This window comes from Guyparkeria sp. SCN-R1, assembly GCF_003932495.1.
Taxonomy (GTDB): Bacteria; Pseudomonadota; Gammaproteobacteria; order Halothiobacillales; family Halothiobacillaceae; genus Guyparkeria.
Map to the genome: position 1 here is coordinate 76,652 of NZ_QZMT01000005.1, position 18,259 is coordinate 94,910.

Consider the following 18,259-nt stretch of genomic DNA (forward strand, 5'->3'; position numbering starts at 1 on the left):
GCGAGGACGGTGGTGGTGCGGACCGAGAACGACATCATCCTGGGAGAGTTCGAGCATGAGCTGGCTGGATAAACTGATTCCATCACGCATCCGAACGGAGAGCACCGGCAAGCGCGGTGTGCCGGAGGGATTGTGGGTCAAGTGCGACGGCTGCGATGCCGTGCTCTACCGCGAGGAGCTGCGTCGCAACCTCGAGGTCTGCCCCAAGTGCGGCCATCACATGCGCATCGCCGTACGCGCAAGGCTGGACGCCTTTCTTGATCCGACCGGGCGCGAGGAATTGTTCACCGATATCTCTCCGGTGGACATGTTGAAATTCCGTGACCAGAAGAAGTACCGCGATCGCATCAGCGCGAGCCAGAAGAAGACCGGCGAGAAGGATGCGTTGGTGGTGATGCGCGGCAGCACCGATGGCGTGCCGGTGATCGCCGCAGCCTTCAACTTTGCGTTCATGGGCGGTTCGATGGGCTCGGTGGTCGGCGAGAAATTCGTCCGGGCCGTCGAGGCGGCCATCCAGAACCGCTGTGCGCTGGTGGTGTTCACTGCCTCGGGTGGCGCACGCATGCAGGAAGCGCTGTTCTCGCTGATGCAGATGGCCAAGACCTCGGCGGCACTGACCCGCCTGTCGAAAAAGCAGCTGCCGTTCATCGTGGTGCTGACCGACCCGACCATGGGCGGTGTCTCCGCCTCGCTGGCCATGCTGGGCGACGTGCAGATCGCCGAACCGAATGCCCTGATCGGGTTCGCCGGCCCGCGCGTGATCGAGCAGACCGTGCGCGAAACCCTGCCCGAGGGCTTCCAACGCAGTGAATTCCTGCTCGAGCACGGCGCGATCGACATGATCGTGCCCCGCGACGAGCTGCCGCAAACCGTGGCCCTGCTGGTCGCCAACCTGCAGAAGAAGGACCTGCCTCGCGAGACGAACCGCGCGGCTCCGTGACGGAGACTCGTTTCATGCCAGCCATCCCGTTGGGCAAGTCTCGGGGCCCGATGACATGACCCGCACGGTCGATGACTGGCTCGAGGTCCTGTTGCAGCGCGACCCGAACCGGATCGAGCCGGGGGTCGAGCGTTGCCGGCGGATAACGCACGACCTGCTGGGTAACCGGCCTCCGGCCTGCGTGATTACCGTGGCCGGCACCAACGGTAAGGGCTCGAGCGTAATGATGGCATCGGCCATCTGCCGTGCCGCGGGATACCGGGTGGGCAGTTACACCTCGCCGCACCTGGTGGATGTACGTGAACGCTTTTTGATCGACGGTGAGATGGTCGAGTCCGCCGCTTTGGTTCGCGCCTTCGAACGCATCGAGGCGCACCCTGACAGCGCCGCGTTGACCTACTTCGAGTGGCTCACCGTGGCGGCGTTTCTGGTGTTTGCCGAGGCGGGCCTCGACGTCTGGGTTCTCGAGGTCGGACTGGGCGGTCGCCTGGATGCGGTCAATGCCCTGGATGCCGATCTTGCCCTGATCACCGCGATCGGGCTCGATCATCAGGACTGGTTGGGCGAGGGGCGCGAGGCGATCGCCCTCGAGAAGGCGGGCATCCTGCGCCCCAATCAGCCGGCGGTGTATGTCGATCCGGAACCCGTAGAGGCGATCCGGGTGGCGGCTGCAAGGATTGGCGCCGATCTGCTGTGTCTGGGTGAGGATTTTTCCGTCTCGTCGACCTGCCCGTTGTCGGCGACCGGGACGGTACCTGTGTTCGGGCTGGAGCGAGACGGGCGGACCGTCTGCCTGCCACGGCCCGCGCTCATGGGGCGTCACCAGTGGAATAACGCCGCGGGCGTCGTTGTGTTGCTGCAACACCCGCGCAGCCCGCTTGCCATCCCGGATGAGGCCGTCCGCGAGGGGTTGGCGACGGTGCGATTGCCGGGTCGCTTGGAGCGATTTGTCGACCACGGGCGAACGGTGATCTTCGACGTGGCCCATAATGTCGAGGCGGCGCGGACGCTCGCCGCCGCGCTGGTCGAGAAACCGGTCGGTCGTCGACTGGCGGTGTTTTCGGCACTGGATGACAAGCCGATCGAAGCGATAGTGGAGACATTGGCCGCCTGTTTCGATGCCTGGTGGGTTGCCCCGCTCAAGGAACCACGGGCGGCGGATGTCGGTCGGATCGAGGCGGCCCTCGATCAAGCCGGCGTGAGAACCGTGCACCGTGAAGCCGATCTGGCCGGTGCGTATAATGCCGCGCTTGCCGAGGCCCGGGAGGGGGACGAAATCCTGGTGTTTGGTTCGTTCCACGTGGTCGGTCCATTGCGGGCACGACTGGATACGCGAGAGAATGTGGGGCATTGGCGCCAAGTAGTCGTGCCGCCCCCGTTGCAAAGAGGACGCCGTGGCTGAGCAAACCGAATCAAGCTGGACCGAATCGCGCTTCCGCCAACGACTGGTAGGGGCCTCGGTGGTGGTGGCGCTGGCCGTCTTGCTGTTGCCCCTGTGGCTCGATGGCAGTGGCATCGACAGCCTGAGGGTGCAGTCGGCGCCCGAAAAGCCCAAGGTCGAAGGCACGGACGGGATCGAGGTGCCCCAACCACCGGGGGATACGGGCGAGCCGCTGGAAAACCCGCCGACGTCGCTGTTTCCGGATCAGACGCCAATCGAGGCTCGCGAAGGGGGCGATGCGACCGCGTCGCCGGCCGAGCCGGCGGCGTCTTCCCTGAACGAGGCCGAGGTGGAGGTCGCTTCCGCGGCCGGGGAGAGCCGGGAGGGCGCGGATCAAGCAACCTCCGCCGACTCCGACGCCTCCAGTGACCAGACCTCCAGTGAGGATCGTGAGGACTCACCGTCTGAGTCGGGACCAGCGGACGGTAAGGCTGCCGAAGACGACGAGCCATCGGAGCAGCCGGAAGAGACCGAGACGGAGACCGACTCGGCGTCGTCCGGCGAGAATCTCCCGGAAAGCTCGGCCAGCGGGGAATTCGTGGTCCAGTTGGGCAGTTTTTCCGACGAGCGGAATGCGCGCGCCTTGGCCAAGTCGGTCGAATCCTCGGGGTTCGATGTGTCGGTCACCCCGCTGTTCTCCGAGCAGGGCACTGTCTGGCGGGTGCGTGTCGGCCCGTATGCCACTCGTGATCTGGCAAGCGAGGCAACCGAACGGTTGCGCCAGCGCATCGGCCGGGACGGTCTGGTGATGACCAAGTGACTCGCCCCGGGAGCGGTGTGAGGAGTAAGGCAAGGAGGCAGCCATGACGATGGTCGACTGGATATTCCTGGCAATTGTCCTGATCTCCACGGCGATCGCGCTGGTGCGAGGTTTCGTCAAGGAGGTGATCTCGCTGGTCACCTGGCTGGCCGCCTTCGGTATTGCCCTGGCATTCTCGCAAACCGCGGCCGTGCTGGTGCCCGAGGCGGTGGACATCCCCTCGGCGCGCGTGGCGATCGCCTTCGTGGCCCTGTTCGTCGTGGTGCTAATCCTGGGTGGGATCATCAACTGGGCGATCTCGAAACTGGTGGAAACCACCGGCCTTTCGGGTACGGATCGGTCGGTGGGCATGGTCTTCGGCCTGTTGCGCGGCGTGCTGATCGTCGCCGGGCTGCTGTTGTTGGGCGGGTTCACCGCCTTGCCACAGGAAGCATGGTGGCAGGCCTCGACGCTGATACCGCACTTCCAGGTGGTGGCCGAGTGGCTGCTGGCAGTCATGCCGGCGGACGTTGCCCGCAACGTGCAGTGGTGACAGCGACTTCTTCAACAACACGGTGGCGTGCGGGATGCGTGTCGCCTTCGGGGATTTCCCGAACTGCGCCGGAACGGTCGACCGACCGCTCCGGCGTCGCCGTTTCGGCCTCGGGCGGGAGGGCCCGAGCCGAGGCTTTTCGACTTTTTGCACGGTTACATACCGAGGTGGTTTGACGCATGTGCGGCATTATTGGGATGGTGGCGAAATCGCCGGTCAATCAGGCGTTGTATGACGGGTTGACCGTCCTGCAGCACCGAGGTCAGGATGCGGCGGGCATCCTCACCTGTGACGAGGAACGGCTTTTTCTCCGCAAGGAAAACGGTCTGGTCAAGGACGTCTTCCACACTCGTCACATGCGCCAGCTGATGGGCAACATGGGGATCGGTCACGTCCGTTACCCGACGGCCGGCTGTGATTCCTCTGCCGAGGCCCAACCGTTCTACGTCAACGCGCCCTTCGGCATCGCGATGGGGCACAACGGCAACCTCACCAACGTCGACGAGCTGCGCGCGGCGGTGGTTGCCGAGGATCGGCGCCACCTCAACACGAACTCCGATTCCGAAGTGCTACTCAACGTCTTCGCCCACGAGTTGGGGGCGGTTGCCAAGACACGGCCGTCGGCCGATGACGTGTTCGCCGCGATCACCAACGTGCATCGCCGCGCCCGGGGCGCCTACGCCGTGATCGGCCTGATCGTGGGCGAGGGCGTGTTCGCCTTCCGTGACCCGCGCGGTATCCGCCCGGTCTGTTACGGCAAGCGCGAGACGGAAAACGGCACCGAGTACATGATCGCCTCCGAGTCGGTGGCCATCGAGGCCGGTGAATTCGAGCTGGTGCGTGACCTGGCCCCCGGCGAGGCCATCTACATCTCTCGCGAGGGCGAGGTGACCTTGCGCCAGTGCGCCGATGACCCGCAATACGCCAGTTGCATCTTCGAGTACGTCTATCTGGCACGCCCCGATTCGATCATCGACGACGTGTCGGTGTACCGGGCGCGCATGCGCATGGGCGAGATGCTGGCCGAGAAGATTCAGCGCGATTGGGCGCATCACGATATCGACGTGGTTATCCCCATTCCGGACACCAGTCGGACCGCGGCGCTCGAGATCGCGGTCAACCTCAACCTCAAGTACCGCGAAGGCTTCGTCAAGAACCGTTACATCGCGCGGACGTTCATCATGCCGGGCCAGGCCAAGCGCAAGCGCTCGGTGCGCCAGAAACTCAACGCGATCGACCTGGAATTCCGCGGCAAGAACGTGCTGCTGGTCGACGATTCGATCGTGCGGGGTACGACGTCCAGCGAGATCATCCGCATGGCTCGCGAGGCCGGTGCCAAGAAGGTCTTCATGGCGTCGGCGGCGCCGGCGGTGCGCTACCCGAACGTCTATGGCATCGACATGCCGGCGGCGAACGAATTTGTCGCCCACAACCGCGACGTCGAGGCGATTCGCGACGCGATCGGAGCCGATGATCTGATCTACCAGGACCTCGAGGACCTCAAGGAAGCCGTGCGTCTGGGCAACCCGACACTGGATCAGTTCGATTGCTCCTGCTTCACCGGCGATTACGTCACCAACGACATCGACGGCGATTACCTCGACAACCTGGCGAGCAATCGTGCCGACAGCGAGCGTGACAAGGCCAATGGGGCAGCCGGGGCATCACGCCGATCTCGCGATATCGTTTCCGTCGGTCTTTACAATGACCAGTAACCGTCTGCCGCGTCGGTGGCTTGCGGCCTTCTGGTTTGCCCTGATCGGCATGATGGGAACCGGCCCGGTTGCCGCGGTTGCCTCAACCGCTGAGGGTTCGTCGATGAGCGCTCAAGAGACGACAGTACCCGATCGCGTGCTGCGTTCGGCCACGGCCATGGCCGAACGGCTTGGCGCTGCGGCCGAACCGGTGGAGCAGGCCCTGGTCGTGGATGTGTCCAGCCAGCGGCTCTACCTGTTCGAGTCCGGAGAACTGGTCGGCAGTTTCCCGGTCTCGACCGCCGAACGGGGCACCGGCAACCGGAAAGGCAGCCTGCAGACCCCGCTGGGGCTGCATCGGGTGGACGAGAAGATCGGTGCCGACGCCCAGCGCGGCATGATCTTCCGTGGCCGTCAGCCGACCGGTGAACTGGCCGAGATACTCCAGGGGCCGGACGAGCGCGCCGCCCGCGACGACGTCACCTCCCGCATCCTCTGGCTTCAAGGCTTGGAGCCCGGCGTCAATCAGGGCGGAGACGTCGATTCCAAGCAGCGCTACATCTATATCCACGGCACCCCGGAGGAAGGGCGGATCGGCCGTCCCGCCTCGCATGGCTGCGTGCGCATGACCAATGCCGACGTGATTACCCTGTTCGACGGCGTCCGGGAAGGCGCGCTGGTCGACATCATCGAATAGGAGAAACTCTGCACGAATGCCATACCGCTCTGCGCGCCTTGAGCCGGGCAGATGCAAGGCGTTCGTCCGCCGCGGAAGGGTGATTCCCTTTCCAAGGACGACAACGCAGCAGATGCCCGGCTCAAGGCGCGCCCTACGGGGCCTGTTGAGCCGCCCGTGCTCCGCGTTGCGTCGTCTTGACGTGGCCACCGGCACGCCGGCGACCACGCGCCTTGATCACGAACGGCTCGACAGGCCAGAGTGGCATGGCATTCGTGCAGAGTTCCCCCTAACAGACGACCCACCGTTTTTCGGAGACCCGATCCATGCCCGATTATCGTTCCAAGACCACCACCCACGGCCGCAACATGGCCGGTGCCCGCGCCCTGTGGCGCGCGACGGGCGTGAAGGACGACGATTTCGGCAAGCCGATCATTGCGATCGCCAACTCGTTTACCCAGTTTGTGCCGGGTCATGTCCATCTCAAGGACATGGGTCAGCTCGTGGCACGCGAGGTCGAGAAGGCCGGCGGGATCGCCAAGGAATTCAACACCATCGCCGTGGATGACGGCATCGCGATGGGTCACGGCGGCATGCTCTATTCGCTGCCCAGCCGCGACATCATCGCCGACTCGGTCGAGTACATGGTCAATGCCCACTGCGCCGACGCGCTGGTGTGCATCTCCAACTGCGACAAGATCACCCCGGGTATGCTCAACGCCGCCATGCGGCTGAACATCCCGGTGGTGTTCGTCTCCGGCGGACCGATGGAGGCGGGCAAGACCCGCCTGTCACCGGATTCCGATGAGGTGATCAAGCTCGACCTGGTTGATGCGATGGTCAAGGCGGCCGACGACTCGGTTTCCGACGAGACGCTCGCTCAGATCGAGCGGTCGGCCTGTCCGACCTGTGGGTCGTGCTCGGGCATGTTTACGGCCAACTCGATGAACTGTCTAACCGAGGCGCTGGGGCTCTCCTTGCCGGGCAACGGCTCGTTGCTGGCCACGCACGCCGATCGCCGCGAGCTGTTCCTCGAGGCCGGCCGCCAGATCGTGCGCCTGGCCAAGGAGTACTACGAGAACGACGCGGCTGACGTGCTGCCGCGCTCGATCGCCACACGAGAGGCCTTCGAGAACGCCATGGCACTCGACATCGCGATGGGCGGGTCGACCAACACGGTGCTGCACCTGCTGGCCGCGGCCCGCGAGGGTGAGGTCGAGTTCGACATGACGGACATCGACCACATGAGCCGCAAGATCCCCCACCTGTGCAAGGTCGCGCCGAGCACGGCGCAGTACCACATGGAAGACGTGCACCGGGCTGGTGGCGTGATGGCGATCCTGGGCGAGCTCGATCGGGCGGGTTTGCTACACAACGACATCCCGACCGTGCACAGCAAGACCGTGAAGGACGGGCTCGACCGCTGGGACATCGCGCGCGAGACGGTGTGCGAGGAGGCCAAGAGCCGGTATCTCGCCGGCCCGGCCGGTATCCCCACCCAGACGGCGTTCTCGCAGGACACGCGCTGGCCGAGCCTGGACATCGACCGGGCCAAGGGCTGTATTCGCGACTACGAACACGCTTATTCGAAGGACGGCGGTCTAGCCGTGCTGTTTGGCAACATCGCCCGCGATGGCTGCATCGTCAAGACGGCCGGCGTGGACGAATCCATCCTCAAGTTCACCGGCCGCGCCCGTGTCTTCGAGTCGCAGGATGCCGCCGTCGAGGCGATCCTCGGCGACCGGATCGTGGCGGGCGACGTGGTGGTGATCCAGTACGAAGGCCCCAAGGGCGGGCCGGGCATGCAGGAAATGCTCTACCCGACCAGTTACCTGAAGTCCAAGGGGCTGGGCAAGGACTGTGCACTGCTCACCGACGGGCGCTTCTCTGGCGGCACCTCGGGGCTGTCCATCGGCCATGCCTCCCCGGAGGCGGCCTCCGGGGGCGAGATCGCGCTGGTCGAGGAGGGCGACACCATCGTCATCGACATCCCCGAGCGCACGATCCACCTGGATATCAGCGACGCCGATCTTGCCCACCGTCGCGAGAAGATGATCGAACGTGGCGATGACGCGTACAAGCCGGTCAACCGCGAGCGCTACGTCAGCCAGGCGCTCAAGGCCTATGCGGCCCTGACCACCTCGGCCTCGCTGGGCGCGGTGCGGGATCTCTCGCAGATCGGCGTGAAATAAGCCGGTGGCGGCCGGGACCTACATCCCGCCGGCCTTCCGCCAGGACGACCCGGCGGTACTGGCCGACGTGGTGGCAAGCCACCCGTTCGCCGCGCTGGTGCTGGCCAATGAAGGGCAGATGCGATGCGTGCATTTGCCCTTTCTTCGTTTTGGCGAGACCTGTCGGCCCGAGCAATGGCGGTTTGAGTCGCACCTGGCCCGGGCGAACCCGGTGGCCCAGGCGCTGGCCGACGGTCGCGAGTTGTCCGCCATCCTCATCTTCACCGGCCCGGACGCCTACGTCTCGCCGCGATGGTACGTCGATGCCCACGACACCAGCGTGCCGACCTGGAACTACCAGGCGGTTCATGTGCGCGGCACGGTCCGACTCGCCGGTGAAGGAGATACGGACTGGCTCGACCGTCACCTGCATGACCTGATCGACACGCACCAGGAGCGGATCGGGGGTGAGCCGTTCGACTGGGATCACCTGCCGGATAAGCAGATCGCCGGGATGAAGGCGGCGATCGTGGGTATCGAGTTGCTGCCCGATCGAATCGAGGGTATCGAGAAGCTGGGGCAGAACAAGACGGCTGCCGACCGCGGCGGCGTGATTGCCGGGCTCGAACGGCGATCGGACCACGAGTCGGGTGCGATGGCCGAGTTGATGGCCTTGCGTGAACCAACCGGGGACGTGGGCCATAATACCTAATTTGGTGTCGAGATAAACCTTGCAGGTGCCTGTCTATACTCCGTTTAACGTCGTTTCATTCGTAGGCGACGTAGGAGGAGTGTCGGTAGCCGCGGCAACCAGCCGGCGAGCAGCCGCAGGTGCATCCAGATCAGCAAACGGTTGTCCCGTCCGTAGCGAAAGTGCGACACGCCGTTGTGCTCGGCATCGAAGTATTGCACCGGGGCATCGACGTTGACCGGGGTGACCCCACGCCAGACCAGGCGTACGGCGGCCTCGGGGTCGAAATCAAAGCGTCGCATCCAGCGCGTGCCTTCCATCACCGCGATCAGGTCATCGATCGGGTACACGCGCATGCCGAACAGCGAATCCCCGATCCCCGCCCAGACCGTTTCCAGATTGGCCCAGAAATTCGAGACCTTGCGTCCGTGGACCCGTAGCGCCGGGGCATCGGTCGAGAACACCGGCCGGCCCAGGATCAGGGCATCGGGCTGTTCCCCAGCGGCGGCGATGAAGGCGGGGATGCGCTCGGACGGGTGCTGACCGTCGGCGTCCAGGGTCAGGGCGTGGGTGAAGCCCGCTTGTTGTGCCGCCCGGATGCCGGTAAGGATCGCGGCGCCCTTGCCCTGGTTTGTTTCATGGTGGAGCACCTGCACCCGCTCGTATTCCGTGGCCAATCGCGCCAGTCGCTCGCGGGTTGCGCGCCCACTGCCATCATCGACCACCCAGACCGGAAGTCCTTCGACGTGAGCCAGGGCATCACGCACCGTGGTTTCGATCCGTGGGCCCGGGTCGTAGCAGGGGATCAGGATCAGTGGTCGCATAGAGGGGGTGACGGAGGAGTTCATGGCGTAACGAGTTGTCGCTCGAAGCACTGCCGCCAGTCGCGGGCCGCCTGGTGGGGGCCATGATCGCCCGTTGCGTCTGGCACGTTTGTCAGGGCGTCAACGTGCAGGTGGACGGGAAGTGGCGGTAATTGCCACACCGGTAGCTCCTTGGTGAGCAAGGGCCGATCGTATCGAAACACGAAGGCGTGCAGCGGGGCTCCCGCCCGACTGGCGAGCATGAACGGCGCCGGGTGGAACGGGCCGGTCGCCTTTTCGGTGCCGGAAGGGGTACGCGAACCCTCCGGGAACAGCAATACGTGGCAGCCGTTTCGGATGGCTTCGCGCGCGCCGAGCATCATCTCGACCGGGTGGTCGTTGGGCAGGTAGCCGGCAAGTCGAGCGGGCAGGGCGAACATGGGATTGCGTAACAGGCCGGCGCGCATCACGCAGACGACATTGGGTGCATGCGAGAGGACGATCAGGGCATCGAGCAGCGAGGGGTGGTTGGCCACGATCACCCCCGCGGGGGCATCCCGGAGTGTGTCGAGCGTGCGGCTGTCGATGCGCAGGACACCGATCAGCGTGAGCCACACTCGGTAGGCCTGCATGGCGTGGTGGATCAGCCGGCGCGCCGCCGCTCTGCGGGTAGGCCGCGGCAAGACGACGATGACCAGTGCAATCGGCAACCAACCGATGAGCAGCAGGGCCAGCCCGCCGTGTCCCAGTAGCCCGGCGATTGGTCGGTGCACTGCGCGCAAGAGCTTGATCAGACGCGTGTTCACAATTCCGGCCATGCATCCCGGGCTGCCTCGGCCCCGGACCGGGTCTGGCGCAAGGTCGCCTCGATTTCCACCAGCAGGTCTGTGCGGCAGATATCAGCCTGCAAATAAACCCGTCTCGCGCGACTATCGAGCCAATGGTCGATCTCGTCACGGACAAGGGGCAGGTGCTCGGGATGGCGCAGGTAGACCCGCAGCAGGCTGCCATTATCCCAGGCGAATTGTGACTCACTCGGTCGTCGTTTGCCGTTGGCCTCCTGCAGCACGGCCTCGAGGTTGGCAATCGTCTCCCGAGTCTGGGTGACCACGTCACCGTGGTGACGGGTCTCGTGGCCGACGATCGAGGCGGTGCCCGAGATGAACAGCCAGTCATGCCGTTTGCCCCGAGCCAGCGCTGCCCGCGCGAACAGCGGGCTTTTCGGGCCGTAGCGTTCGGGGTAATCCCAGGCACTGACCTGGCGCGGGTTCTCGATCCGCTCGGCCGGCGTGTCGGCGGCTAGGTAGATCACCCGGCCAGTGGTGTCGCGGGGACTACCCAACGCACAGGCGGCCGGCGCGGACTGGGCTGGCCCCTGATTGGCCCATTCGAAGGCGTTTGCCCGCCCCAGGTTGAACAGGCGGTAACGCTCGAGTCTGGTGGTTGTGTCGATGGCGTTGATGGCGGGTACGTAGTGCCAGACCCGCCAGAGGTGGGGCGTGTTCTCGCCATGCAGACGGGCGAACAGTTGTCGGTACGCGGTCTCGGTCGCGTGGATGAGCCCGTCGGTTTCATCGAGCGGGATGCTGCCGAACAGCCAACCCTCGGCGCGGGCCAGGCACTCGCCGGCGTGGTGCCGGGTGGTCACAGGCCCCGGGGCAAGGAATCCTTCCAGCAGGTCATCGACATTGCCGTCAAGCACGGCCAGCGGCAAGGTGCCGAGGCACCCCCTTAACTCCTCCGGATGGCTGCCGGGCGTGCCAAGCGCCCCCAATTGTCGTTCAGGGGACTCGGGTGGCATGGTGCATGTCGGTTGGTCGGCCATCATCACCGCAGGTCGGTTTCGCTGGTCAGTGGGCGGACCTTGCGGCGATGGGCGCGCCAGTCACCGACCGCCCGGCGGAGTCGTGCGAGCGAGGTGAGGTAGTAGATCCCCTTCAATATCCGGATCGATGGCCAGATCGGGGTGCCGCGATGGATGTCGGCCGCGAGCAGCGAGATCAGGGCGTCCTTGACGCGGAAGAAGTTGCGCGGTGCCATGAACAGATCGCGCATGACCGGCTTGGTGATGCGATAGATGAACCAGGAGAACTCCTTCGGGCCCCGGCGCACCTGCCGGTCATAGCGGGTCAAGGCCTGTTCGGCCTGCGCCGGCTCGCGCAATACCGTATCAATCGCCTCGCTGCCGAACGCGCCGCTCTGCATGGCGAGAAACACGCCGCTGGAAAAGACCGGGTCGATGAACATGAAGGCATCGCCCACCAGGATGAAGCGCTTGCCGTGGCTGCGGTCGGCCGAGTAGGAAAAATTGCCGGTCGCCTGCACGTCGCGCACCAGGGATGCCTGCGACAGTCGGCGCTTGAGTTCCGGGACCGTGTCGATGTTGTCGAGCAGGAATTGCTCGAGCGAGCGACCCTGGCGCGATTTCATGTGGTAAGGCCAGGTGACCATGCCCACGCTGGTGACGCCGTTTTTGAGCGGGATGAACCAGAACCAGCCGTGGTCGAACCAGAACAGGGTGATGTTGCCCTCGGTCTTGCCCGGGTTGCGTACGGCGTTGCGGAAATGGCCGAACACGGCCGCGCTGTTGTGCTTGCGGCTGCGGCGCTTCCAGTCATGGCGGTTGGCGAGGAAGGTGTCGCGCCCGGTGGCATCGGCAACGAAGGCCGTGTGCCATGTCTGCTGTGTGCCGGTGTCATCCTGGGTGGCCTGCGTCGTGATGGTCGCGTGGTACTCACGCCCCTGATCGTCGCTGCGCGCGGCGTCGTGAAAGTCGATGTCGATTACCTTGGTGCCCTCGAAGGTGCGCACCTCGTTGCGCTCGGCATTGCGAAACAGGATGCGGTCGAACTCGGCACGCTCGACCTCGTAGGCCTTGGGCATGGACTTGTCCCAGGCCTCGCCGAAATTGTAATGCTGGGTGTGATCGTGCTCCGGCGAGACGAACTCGGCCCCCCACTTGTTGATGCCGATCTCGGCGATCTCGTCTGCCACGCCCAGGGTCTCGAATAGCTCGAGGTTCGCTGGCAGCAGTGATTCGCCGATATGAAACCGCGGGTGGTGTTCCTTTTCGACCATCACCACGTCATGCCCCTTGCGCGCCAGCAGGGTCGACAGGGTCGAGCCGCCCGGACCACCGCCGACGACGAACACGTCGCAATAGCCGCCCGCAGGGGGGCGCTGGGCGTGTTCGGCATCAGTAGGCGAGTGGTTGGCGGAGGAAGTGGTGTCCTGGGGGTGCATGCGGTCGGCCTTCGTGGCGGTGTTCGGTGGTTCGGGGCTCACGTCGGCCGGTCAACTCCGGACGGCCTTGGCGGCGGGGCGATATGATCGGAGTCCGGGCAGGTCGCGTCAACTTCGATGGGCTGGCCAACGATTCCCCGGCCGTTGCCCGGCCCGGCACGTCCTTGTCCGACGTCTCAAAGGAGACTCAGAAAATGGCGGTCGCTTGAATGCGCGGGTAAGGGCGTGCGATAGTCGCGCGCACTCAGGGAAACCCTGCACCCTTCGATGACGTCTCTGCGGGACTTCCAAGGGCCCAGATGCAAGGCGAAGTCCGCCGTGAAGGGCCGTCGCCCTTTACAAGGGATGCAACGGCGCAGATGGGCCCTTGGATGCCCGCCCGGACGGGGCTCGCCGGTTTGCTTGCACTCGGCGTTGCCGTCCCTCGACGGGCAACGAGCCCGCCTTCGGCCCGGCGCCTTGACTGCGAACAAAGCTGCGAGCCAGAGACGCCATCGAATCGTGCAGAGTTTCCCATTAGCGCACACGCCGGGGGCGAAATCAGGGTGGTATCGGACGACAGAGGAGGTGACGGCGCAGTGACGGGCGGGGACGCGTGGTGGCGGGAGGTGCTCCGGCGGCTCGCTTGCTGCTGGCTCCTGAAGGGACTGGGCACCACCGTGCTGATGACCCTGTTCTTCATCGCCTACTTTCACCTGCTCAACTCGCCGTTGGACGACCCCCGGGTCATGCCCGAAACCTGGGTCGACCGCCAGGTGTTGTTCCAGCCGATTTTCTTCTACCTGTATGCCTCGCTGTGGTTGTACGTCTCCCTCGTCCCGGCCCTGATGCCGGACCGGGTGACGCTGGTGCGTTACGGGGTGGCGATCGGCGGGTTGTGTCTGGCCGGCCTGGCGGTGTTTCTCGCGTTTCCTACCAGCATCGAGCGTGATCCGGGGCTGTGGGCGGGCGAGCCGGCCTTTGCCTTTTTGGCCGCCGTCGACAGCAGCGGCAATGCGTTTCCCTCCCTGCATGTCGCCACCGCCCTGTTCAGCGCCTTCTGGATGGATCGCCTGATCCGGGCGATCGGCATGCCTGCCTTCTGGCGCGGACTCTCGGCGCTCTGGGCGCTGGGCATCGTCTATTCGACCCTGGCCATCGGTCAGCATGTGTTCTGGGATGTGCTGGGCGGGGCGATGTTGGCCACCGCCTTCGCCTGGCTCTCAGCGAACCGGCTCTCGGTGCGACACCCGGTCGGGGCGCGGGCCGAGCAAGCCCAGAGCCTGTCCTCCATTGACCGATCGCCAGAGGTGGATCCATGAGCGCGTCGTCAGTCTGTCCGGCGTTGTCCCCGAACTTGCCCCGACTCGGCATCACGGCCCTGACCGCCACCACGGCGGCCGGGCCGGGTCAGGGTGCCTTGCTGGATGCGCTGCGCGATCGGCGCGGTGCGCTGGCGCCCTGCGACTTCCTCGATGTCGATCTGCCCACCTGGATCGGCCGGGTGGCGGATCTCGAATCGGTCTCCCTCCCGCGTGACCTGTCCGACTATGACTGCCGCAACAACCGGCTCGCCGAACTGGGTCTATACCAGGACGGGTTCGTCGAAGCGGTTGCAGCGGCAGTCCAGCGCCACGGTGTCGAGCGGATCGGCGTGGTTCTCGGCACCAGCACCTCGGGGATACTGCATACCGAGCTGGCCTTTCGCGAGCGCGACCCGGAAACCGGGGCGCTGCCCAGTCCGCTGCACTACGCGACCACACACGAATTGTCTTCCGCCCCCCGGTACGTGCGCGACCGCCTGGGCCTCAAGGGGCCGATTTATGCCGTGTCGACCGCCTGTTCGTCCAGCGGCAAGGTGTTTGCCAGCGCGCAACGCCTGATTGCCACCGGGATGTGCGATGCGGTCGTGGTTGGTGGCGTCGACAGTCTCTGTCTGACCACCTTGTACGGGTTCGCCTCACTCGAGTTGACCTCAACCGGACCGTGTCGGCCGGGGGATGTGGCCCGGGATGGCATCTCCATCGGCGAGGCGGCCGGGTTCGCCTTGGTCGAGGCCGACCGCGGCGAGGCAGCACTTTGCCTGTTCGGGGTCGGCGAGAGCGTCGATGCCCATCATATGTCCTTGCCGCACCCCGAGGGGCGGGGTGCGGAACTGGCGATGCGACGCGCTCTGGATGCCGCCTCGCTTTCGCCGGAATCAGTGGATTACGTCAATCTGCATGGCACGGCCAGCCGGGTAAACGATGCCGCCGAGGACCGTGCGCTGGAGTCGGTGTTCGGCCCGGGACAGGCGTGCTCGTCGACCAAGGGATGGACGGGTCACACGCTCGGCGCGGCCGGCATCACGGGACTGGTAACCGGGGCGCTTGCCATCGAACACGGTTTCTTGCCCGGTACGCTCAACACCGAGCACGTCGATCCGGCCTTCACGGCCGACTACCTTGTGGAAAACCGTGACCAGCCCCCGGCCCGGGTGATGACCAACTCGTTCGGGTTCGGCGGGAACAATTGCAGCCTGCTGTTCGGTCGGCCGGAGGAAAACGCATGAAGCTCTCGATCAGCGGCATCGGCTTTGTCGGTGCCGCGCTCGCGGACTGGGACGAGGCGGCGGACGCCTTGCGAAACGGCCGCGAGCCGGGTCACATGCCACTCGACGAGCTAGGGCGGGCGTTGAAGGCCGATCGCCTGCCCCGCACCGAGCGGCGCCGTGCCGGCAAGAGCACGCGTCTGGCGATGACGGCCTGCTGGGAAGCCGTCGAGGCCGCCGGCATCGATCCGGCCACGTTGCCGATGGTATTTGCCTCGTCCACCGGTGATACCGAGGTGCTCACCCACAGTTGCGCCTCGCTGGCCGAGACGGAGCGCATGATCTCGCCGATTCGCTTTCACAATTCCGTGCACAACGCGGCTTCGGGCTACTGGTCGATTTCGGTGGGCGCGCAGGAACCCGCGACCGCCATTGCCGCTCACAACGAGACGGCCGCGGTCGGGCTCCTCGAGGCCGGGATGCAGGCCACCCTCGGGAACCGCCCGGTGTTGTTGGTCGTCTACGACCTACCGTTTCCCGAGCCGATGCATCAGGCCGAGCCGATCTCGGAGCCCCTTGCCATCGCGCTGGTCATTCAGCCGGCGCGGGAAGGCGAGGGTGACCAATTGAATATCGAACTGGCCGCCGTAACCGACCGAGGCGATCCCGCTATGGCCGATCCGGCCTGGGAACGGCTACGCCGAGAGGTGCCCACCGGTCGGCTCCTGCCCCTGCTGGAGGCCATGGGCCGAGGCGAGCCACGTGAGTTTCTGCTGGCACTCGACGGGACCATTGGCCTTGACCTGAGCTATCAACCGAAATCATGAAAGCAAGCCCATGATTAACTACGAAACCTCGTCACGAAAACTGGCGCTGGTCACCGGCGTCAGCGGCGCGATCGGCTCGGCCATCGCCCGACGACTCGCCGCCGATGGCTTCGATTTGCTGTTGCACGCCAACCGCAACGCCGAACGCGTCGGGGAGCTGGCCGTGGAGTTGCGTGCCGCGGGAGCTGAGGCCGAGGTGGTCATTTTCGATGTGACTGACCCGGAGGCCGTCGAGGCGGCCCTGGCCCCGATCCTCGCCGAGCGCCCGGTGCAGGTGCTGGTTAATAACGCCGGCATGCACGATGACGGCCCGCTGGCGGGGATGTCCGCGGCCCGCTGGCGCGCGGTGGTGGATGTCTCGCTCAACGGCTTTCACCACGTGACCCAGCCGGTGCTGCTGCCCATGATCCGCACGCGCTGGGGACGGGTGATCAATATCGCCTCCGTCAGTGGCCTGATCGGCAATCGCGGCCAAAGTAATTATTCGGCGGCCAAGGCAGGGCTGATCGGTGCGACCCGTGCACTATCCCGGGAGGTGGCCTCGCGAGGGGTGCTGGTCAACGCCGTCGCGCCAGGCCTGATCGAGTCGCCGATGAGCGAGGGCTCGGCCGCGGCCGCTGGCATCAAGGATCACATCCCCATGCGCCGGGCCGGTCGACCGGAAGAGGTCGCCGAGGTGGTCGGTTTTCTGGCCGGCGAGGGCGCGGCCTATGTCACCGGGCAGGTGATCGCCGTTGATGGTGGCATGACGTGAGTCCGGGGCGATTCACGCCATGATGCGGCCATGAAGCCAATCAAGGGTGGGGTTGGCGGCTATCCCGTCATGCTTAGTTTCGATGACGGCCCGCGGCCCGGAACGACCGAGCGGGTCCTCGACGTGCTGGCCCGGCGTGGCTTAGAACCGGACCGACCGTTACGCGCGGCGTTCTTCACGCTTGCGCGCAATCCGCGGGGTTGGTGGGTCCGCCGGCTGCTGTTCGCCCCCTACGAGATCTGGACGGACAAGGGGAGCCTCGAGCGCCACCCGGACCTGGCACGCCGGATCGTCGAGGAGGGGCACTGGCTGGGCAATCATGGCGCCACCCACTTCTGGCCACGCTGGCCCTGGTATCGAAACCGCCGGCGGGTGGTCGCCCAACTGCGGGAATGGGAGCGGGTGGCGGACGCCGTGGTGCCCGCCTGGCGGGGTCAAGCGGCGCGCCTGGCACGCGCGCCTTATCTGATCCGGACTTACGCTTGGCGTGCGGCAACCGCAGAGACCGGCGTTGCCGACCTTGGCGGTTTGACCACCGGCGATGCCAACCCGCGTGCCGACTGCGAGGATGTCCGCCGTACGCTTTTGACTCGGCTCGAGCGCGAACGGCGCCTCGCCGAGCAAACGGGGCGACCGGTGGTGCTGATCTTCCACGACATTCGTGAACTGACCGCCGAGTGCCTTGATCGGTGGCTCGATACGATCAGCGCGGCCGGGTATGACCTGACCGACTTCGATCCCGACCGTCTCTGACCGACCGGCCCATCAAATGCCGTTCGTCAGCCAGACGGACAGGCCTCCGTCGAGTATCACCGCGCGTTCATGCTCCAGGGTGAAGCCGTACCGCGCCATCTCTCCGGCGTGCGCCTCGCAGGTCACGGTGATCCGTAATGGACCGGGCAGTTCATCGAGCCGTTCCACACGCGGGTTCAGGCCACTGGCGCGGGTGATCATGCCTTCTCCGGCTGGCGCGTTGTCGTTGGACTGCAGCGCCAGGTGCAGGGCCATCGACTGCCCGGCCATCTCCACGCCAGCAAAGGCTCCTAGTTGACCGCCCACGCACAGGGGATTGTCATCCCGCTGATGGGCCCGGGTTTCGGCGACGAGTCGGGTTTCATCAGCGCTCACGATTCGCTCGATCTGGCAGACGTCACCGTGATGTGGCAGGCGTTTGCAGATGGCCGGGCCATCAAGGCTGGTCAGGTCGGTCGGCATGGG

Annotated in this window: 18 protein-coding genes; 13 read left to right on the plus strand and 5 right to left on the minus strand. The window is 65.6% G+C overall.

The genetic code is table 11. The features are described 5' to 3' along the window. Nucleotides 1–55: 55 nt before the first annotated feature. The 8 genes from accD to D5687_RS04480 all read left to right on the plus strand — a co-directional run bounded on the left by accD (nucleotide 56) and on the right by D5687_RS04480 (nucleotide 8,926). Nucleotides 56–940: an acetyl-CoA carboxylase, carboxyltransferase subunit beta gene (accD, locus tag D5687_RS04445; RefSeq protein ID WP_125198562.1), complete on the plus strand. Its 885-nt coding sequence runs from the start codon at nucleotides 56–58 to the stop codon at nucleotides 938–940. 55 nt (nucleotides 941–995) lie between these two features. Then, entirely contained in the window at nucleotides 996–2,342 is a 1,347-nt protein-coding gene (locus tag D5687_RS04450) for a folylpolyglutamate synthase/dihydrofolate synthase family protein (RefSeq protein ID WP_125198563.1), read from the plus strand. Then, nucleotides 2,335–3,141, plus strand: coding sequence for an SPOR domain-containing protein (locus tag D5687_RS04455; RefSeq protein ID WP_125198564.1), 807 nt, complete (start codon nucleotides 2,335–2,337; stop codon nucleotides 3,139–3,141). The genes D5687_RS04450 and D5687_RS04455 overlap by 8 nt, the downstream gene beginning before the upstream one ends. Nucleotides 3,142–3,184: 43 nt before the next feature. Beyond that, complete coding sequence (locus D5687_RS04460) at nucleotides 3,185–3,673, plus strand: CvpA family protein (protein ID WP_125198565.1); 489 nt, start codon at nucleotides 3,185–3,187, stop codon at nucleotides 3,671–3,673. 179 nt (nucleotides 3,674–3,852) lie between these two features. Continuing rightward, complete coding sequence (gene purF, locus D5687_RS04465; protein WP_125198566.1) at nucleotides 3,853–5,388, plus strand: amidophosphoribosyltransferase; 1,536 nt, start codon at nucleotides 3,853–3,855, stop codon at nucleotides 5,386–5,388. A 157-nt stretch (nucleotides 5,389–5,545) separates the two neighbouring features. Further along, complete coding sequence (locus D5687_RS04470; protein WP_125198629.1) at nucleotides 5,546–6,064, plus strand: L,D-transpeptidase; 519 nt, start codon at nucleotides 5,546–5,548, stop codon at nucleotides 6,062–6,064. Nucleotides 6,065–6,411: 347 nt separating this feature from the next. Next, a complete protein-coding gene (gene ilvD / locus D5687_RS04475) occupies nucleotides 6,412–8,235 on the plus strand; it encodes a dihydroxy-acid dehydratase (RefSeq protein WP_370271303.1) in 1,824 nt (607 codons plus the stop codon). Between the two features lie 4 nt (nucleotides 8,236–8,239). After that, the gene (locus tag D5687_RS04480) at nucleotides 8,240–8,926 is read left to right on the plus strand and encodes an FMN-binding negative transcriptional regulator (RefSeq protein WP_125198568.1); all 687 of its coding nucleotides are present in this window, start codon (nucleotides 8,240–8,242) and stop codon (nucleotides 8,924–8,926) included. A gap of 44 nt (nucleotides 8,927–8,970) precedes the next feature. Here D5687_RS04480 and D5687_RS04485 read toward each other — a convergent pair whose 3' ends face one another. Genes D5687_RS04485 through D5687_RS04500 form a run of 4 tightly spaced genes read right to left on the minus strand, consistent with a single transcriptional unit; the run spans nucleotide 8,971 to nucleotide 12,993 of the window. Next, complete coding sequence (locus D5687_RS04485; protein ID WP_204742138.1) at nucleotides 8,971–9,729, minus strand: glycosyltransferase family 2 protein; 759 nt, start codon at nucleotides 9,727–9,729, stop codon at nucleotides 8,971–8,973. Nucleotides 9,730–9,749: 20 nt separating this feature from the next. Then, nucleotides 9,750–10,526, minus strand: a complete 777-nt coding sequence (locus D5687_RS04490; protein ID WP_125198570.1) for a lysophospholipid acyltransferase family protein — start codon at nucleotides 10,524–10,526, stop codon at nucleotides 9,750–9,752. After that, complete coding sequence (locus D5687_RS04495) at nucleotides 10,511–11,509, minus strand: hypothetical protein (RefSeq protein WP_125198571.1); 999 nt, start codon at nucleotides 11,507–11,509, stop codon at nucleotides 10,511–10,513. The genes D5687_RS04490 and D5687_RS04495 overlap by 16 nt, the downstream gene beginning before the upstream one ends. Before the next feature lie 26 nt (nucleotides 11,510–11,535). Further along, nucleotides 11,536–12,993 carry an NAD(P)/FAD-dependent oxidoreductase gene (locus tag D5687_RS04500; protein ID WP_240031419.1) on the minus strand — a complete coding sequence of 486 codons (1,458 nt, stop codon included), beginning with the start codon at nucleotides 12,991–12,993 and terminating at the stop codon, nucleotides 11,536–11,538. 536 nt (nucleotides 12,994–13,529) lie between these two features. Here D5687_RS04500 and D5687_RS04505 point away from each other — a divergent pair. From D5687_RS04505 to D5687_RS04525, 5 genes are read left to right on the plus strand one after another with little or no spacing between them, the layout of a single operon-like run. Then, entirely contained in the window at nucleotides 13,530–14,252 is a 723-nt protein-coding gene (locus tag D5687_RS04505; protein WP_158611751.1) for a phosphatase PAP2 family protein, read from the plus strand. Then, nucleotides 14,249–15,481, plus strand: a complete 1,233-nt coding sequence (locus D5687_RS04510; protein ID WP_370271301.1) for a beta-ketoacyl-[acyl-carrier-protein] synthase family protein — start codon at nucleotides 14,249–14,251, stop codon at nucleotides 15,479–15,481. Before D5687_RS04505 ends, D5687_RS04510 begins: the two co-directional genes overlap by 4 nt. Then, a complete protein-coding gene (locus tag D5687_RS04515; protein ID WP_125198573.1) occupies nucleotides 15,478–16,287 on the plus strand; it encodes a beta-ketoacyl synthase chain length factor in 810 nt (269 codons plus the stop codon). Before D5687_RS04510 ends, D5687_RS04515 begins: the two co-directional genes overlap by 4 nt. 10 nt (nucleotides 16,288–16,297) lie before the next feature. Further along, a complete protein-coding gene (gene fabG, locus D5687_RS04520; protein WP_125198574.1) occupies nucleotides 16,298–17,041 on the plus strand; it encodes a 3-oxoacyl-ACP reductase FabG in 744 nt (247 codons plus the stop codon). Between the two features lie 30 nt (nucleotides 17,042–17,071). Then, complete coding sequence (locus tag D5687_RS04525; RefSeq protein WP_125198575.1) at nucleotides 17,072–17,794, plus strand: polysaccharide deacetylase family protein; 723 nt, start codon at nucleotides 17,072–17,074, stop codon at nucleotides 17,792–17,794. 12 nt (nucleotides 17,795–17,806) lie between these two features. Here the strand turns inward: D5687_RS04525 and D5687_RS04530 are convergent, their stop codons facing one another. Further along, nucleotides 17,807–18,256, minus strand: a complete 450-nt coding sequence (locus tag D5687_RS04530) for a hypothetical protein (RefSeq protein WP_125198576.1) — start codon at nucleotides 18,254–18,256, stop codon at nucleotides 17,807–17,809. Nucleotides 18,257–18,259 lie beyond the last annotated feature (3 nt).

Bases quoted from the DNA above. Each gene is read 5' to 3' on its own strand.
- D5687_RS04495 (WP_125198571.1), bottom strand. From the start codon at position 11,509: ATGCCACCCGAGTCCCCTGAACGACAATTGGGGGCGCTTGGCACGCCC.
- D5687_RS04490 (WP_125198570.1), bottom strand. From the start codon at position 10,526: ATGGCCGGAATTGTGAACACGCGTCTGATCAAGCTCTTGCGCGCAGTG.
- ilvD (WP_370271303.1), top strand. From the start codon at position 6,412: ATGGCCGGTGCCCGCGCCCTGTGGCGCGCGACGGGCGTGAAGGACGAC.
- D5687_RS04470 (WP_125198629.1), top strand. From the start codon at position 5,546: ATGGCCGAACGGCTTGGCGCTGCGGCCGAACCGGTGGAGCAGGCCCTG.
- accD (WP_125198562.1), top strand. From the start codon at position 56: ATGAGCTGGCTGGATAAACTGATTCCATCACGCATCCGAACGGAGAGC.
- D5687_RS04515 (WP_125198573.1), top strand. From the start codon at position 15,478: ATGAAGCTCTCGATCAGCGGCATCGGCTTTGTCGGTGCCGCGCTCGCG.
- D5687_RS04460 (WP_125198565.1), top strand. From the start codon at position 3,185: ATGACGATGGTCGACTGGATATTCCTGGCAATTGTCCTGATCTCCACG.
- fabG (WP_125198574.1), top strand. From the start codon at position 16,298: ATGATTAACTACGAAACCTCGTCACGAAAACTGGCGCTGGTCACCGGC.
- D5687_RS04485 (WP_204742138.1), bottom strand. From the start codon at position 9,729: ATGCGACCACTGATCCTGATCCCCTGCTACGACCCGGGCCCACGGATC.
- D5687_RS04530 (WP_125198576.1), bottom strand. From the start codon at position 18,256: ATGCCGACCGACCTGACCAGCCTTGATGGCCCGGCCATCTGCAAACGC.
- D5687_RS04510 (WP_370271301.1), top strand. From the start codon at position 14,249: ATGAGCGCGTCGTCAGTCTGTCCGGCGTTGTCCCCGAACTTGCCCCGA.
- purF (WP_125198566.1), top strand. From the start codon at position 3,853: ATGTGCGGCATTATTGGGATGGTGGCGAAATCGCCGGTCAATCAGGCG.
- D5687_RS04450 (WP_125198563.1), top strand. From the start codon at position 996: ATGACCCGCACGGTCGATGACTGGCTCGAGGTCCTGTTGCAGCGCGAC.
- D5687_RS04525 (WP_125198575.1), top strand. From the start codon at position 17,072: ATGAAGCCAATCAAGGGTGGGGTTGGCGGCTATCCCGTCATGCTTAGT.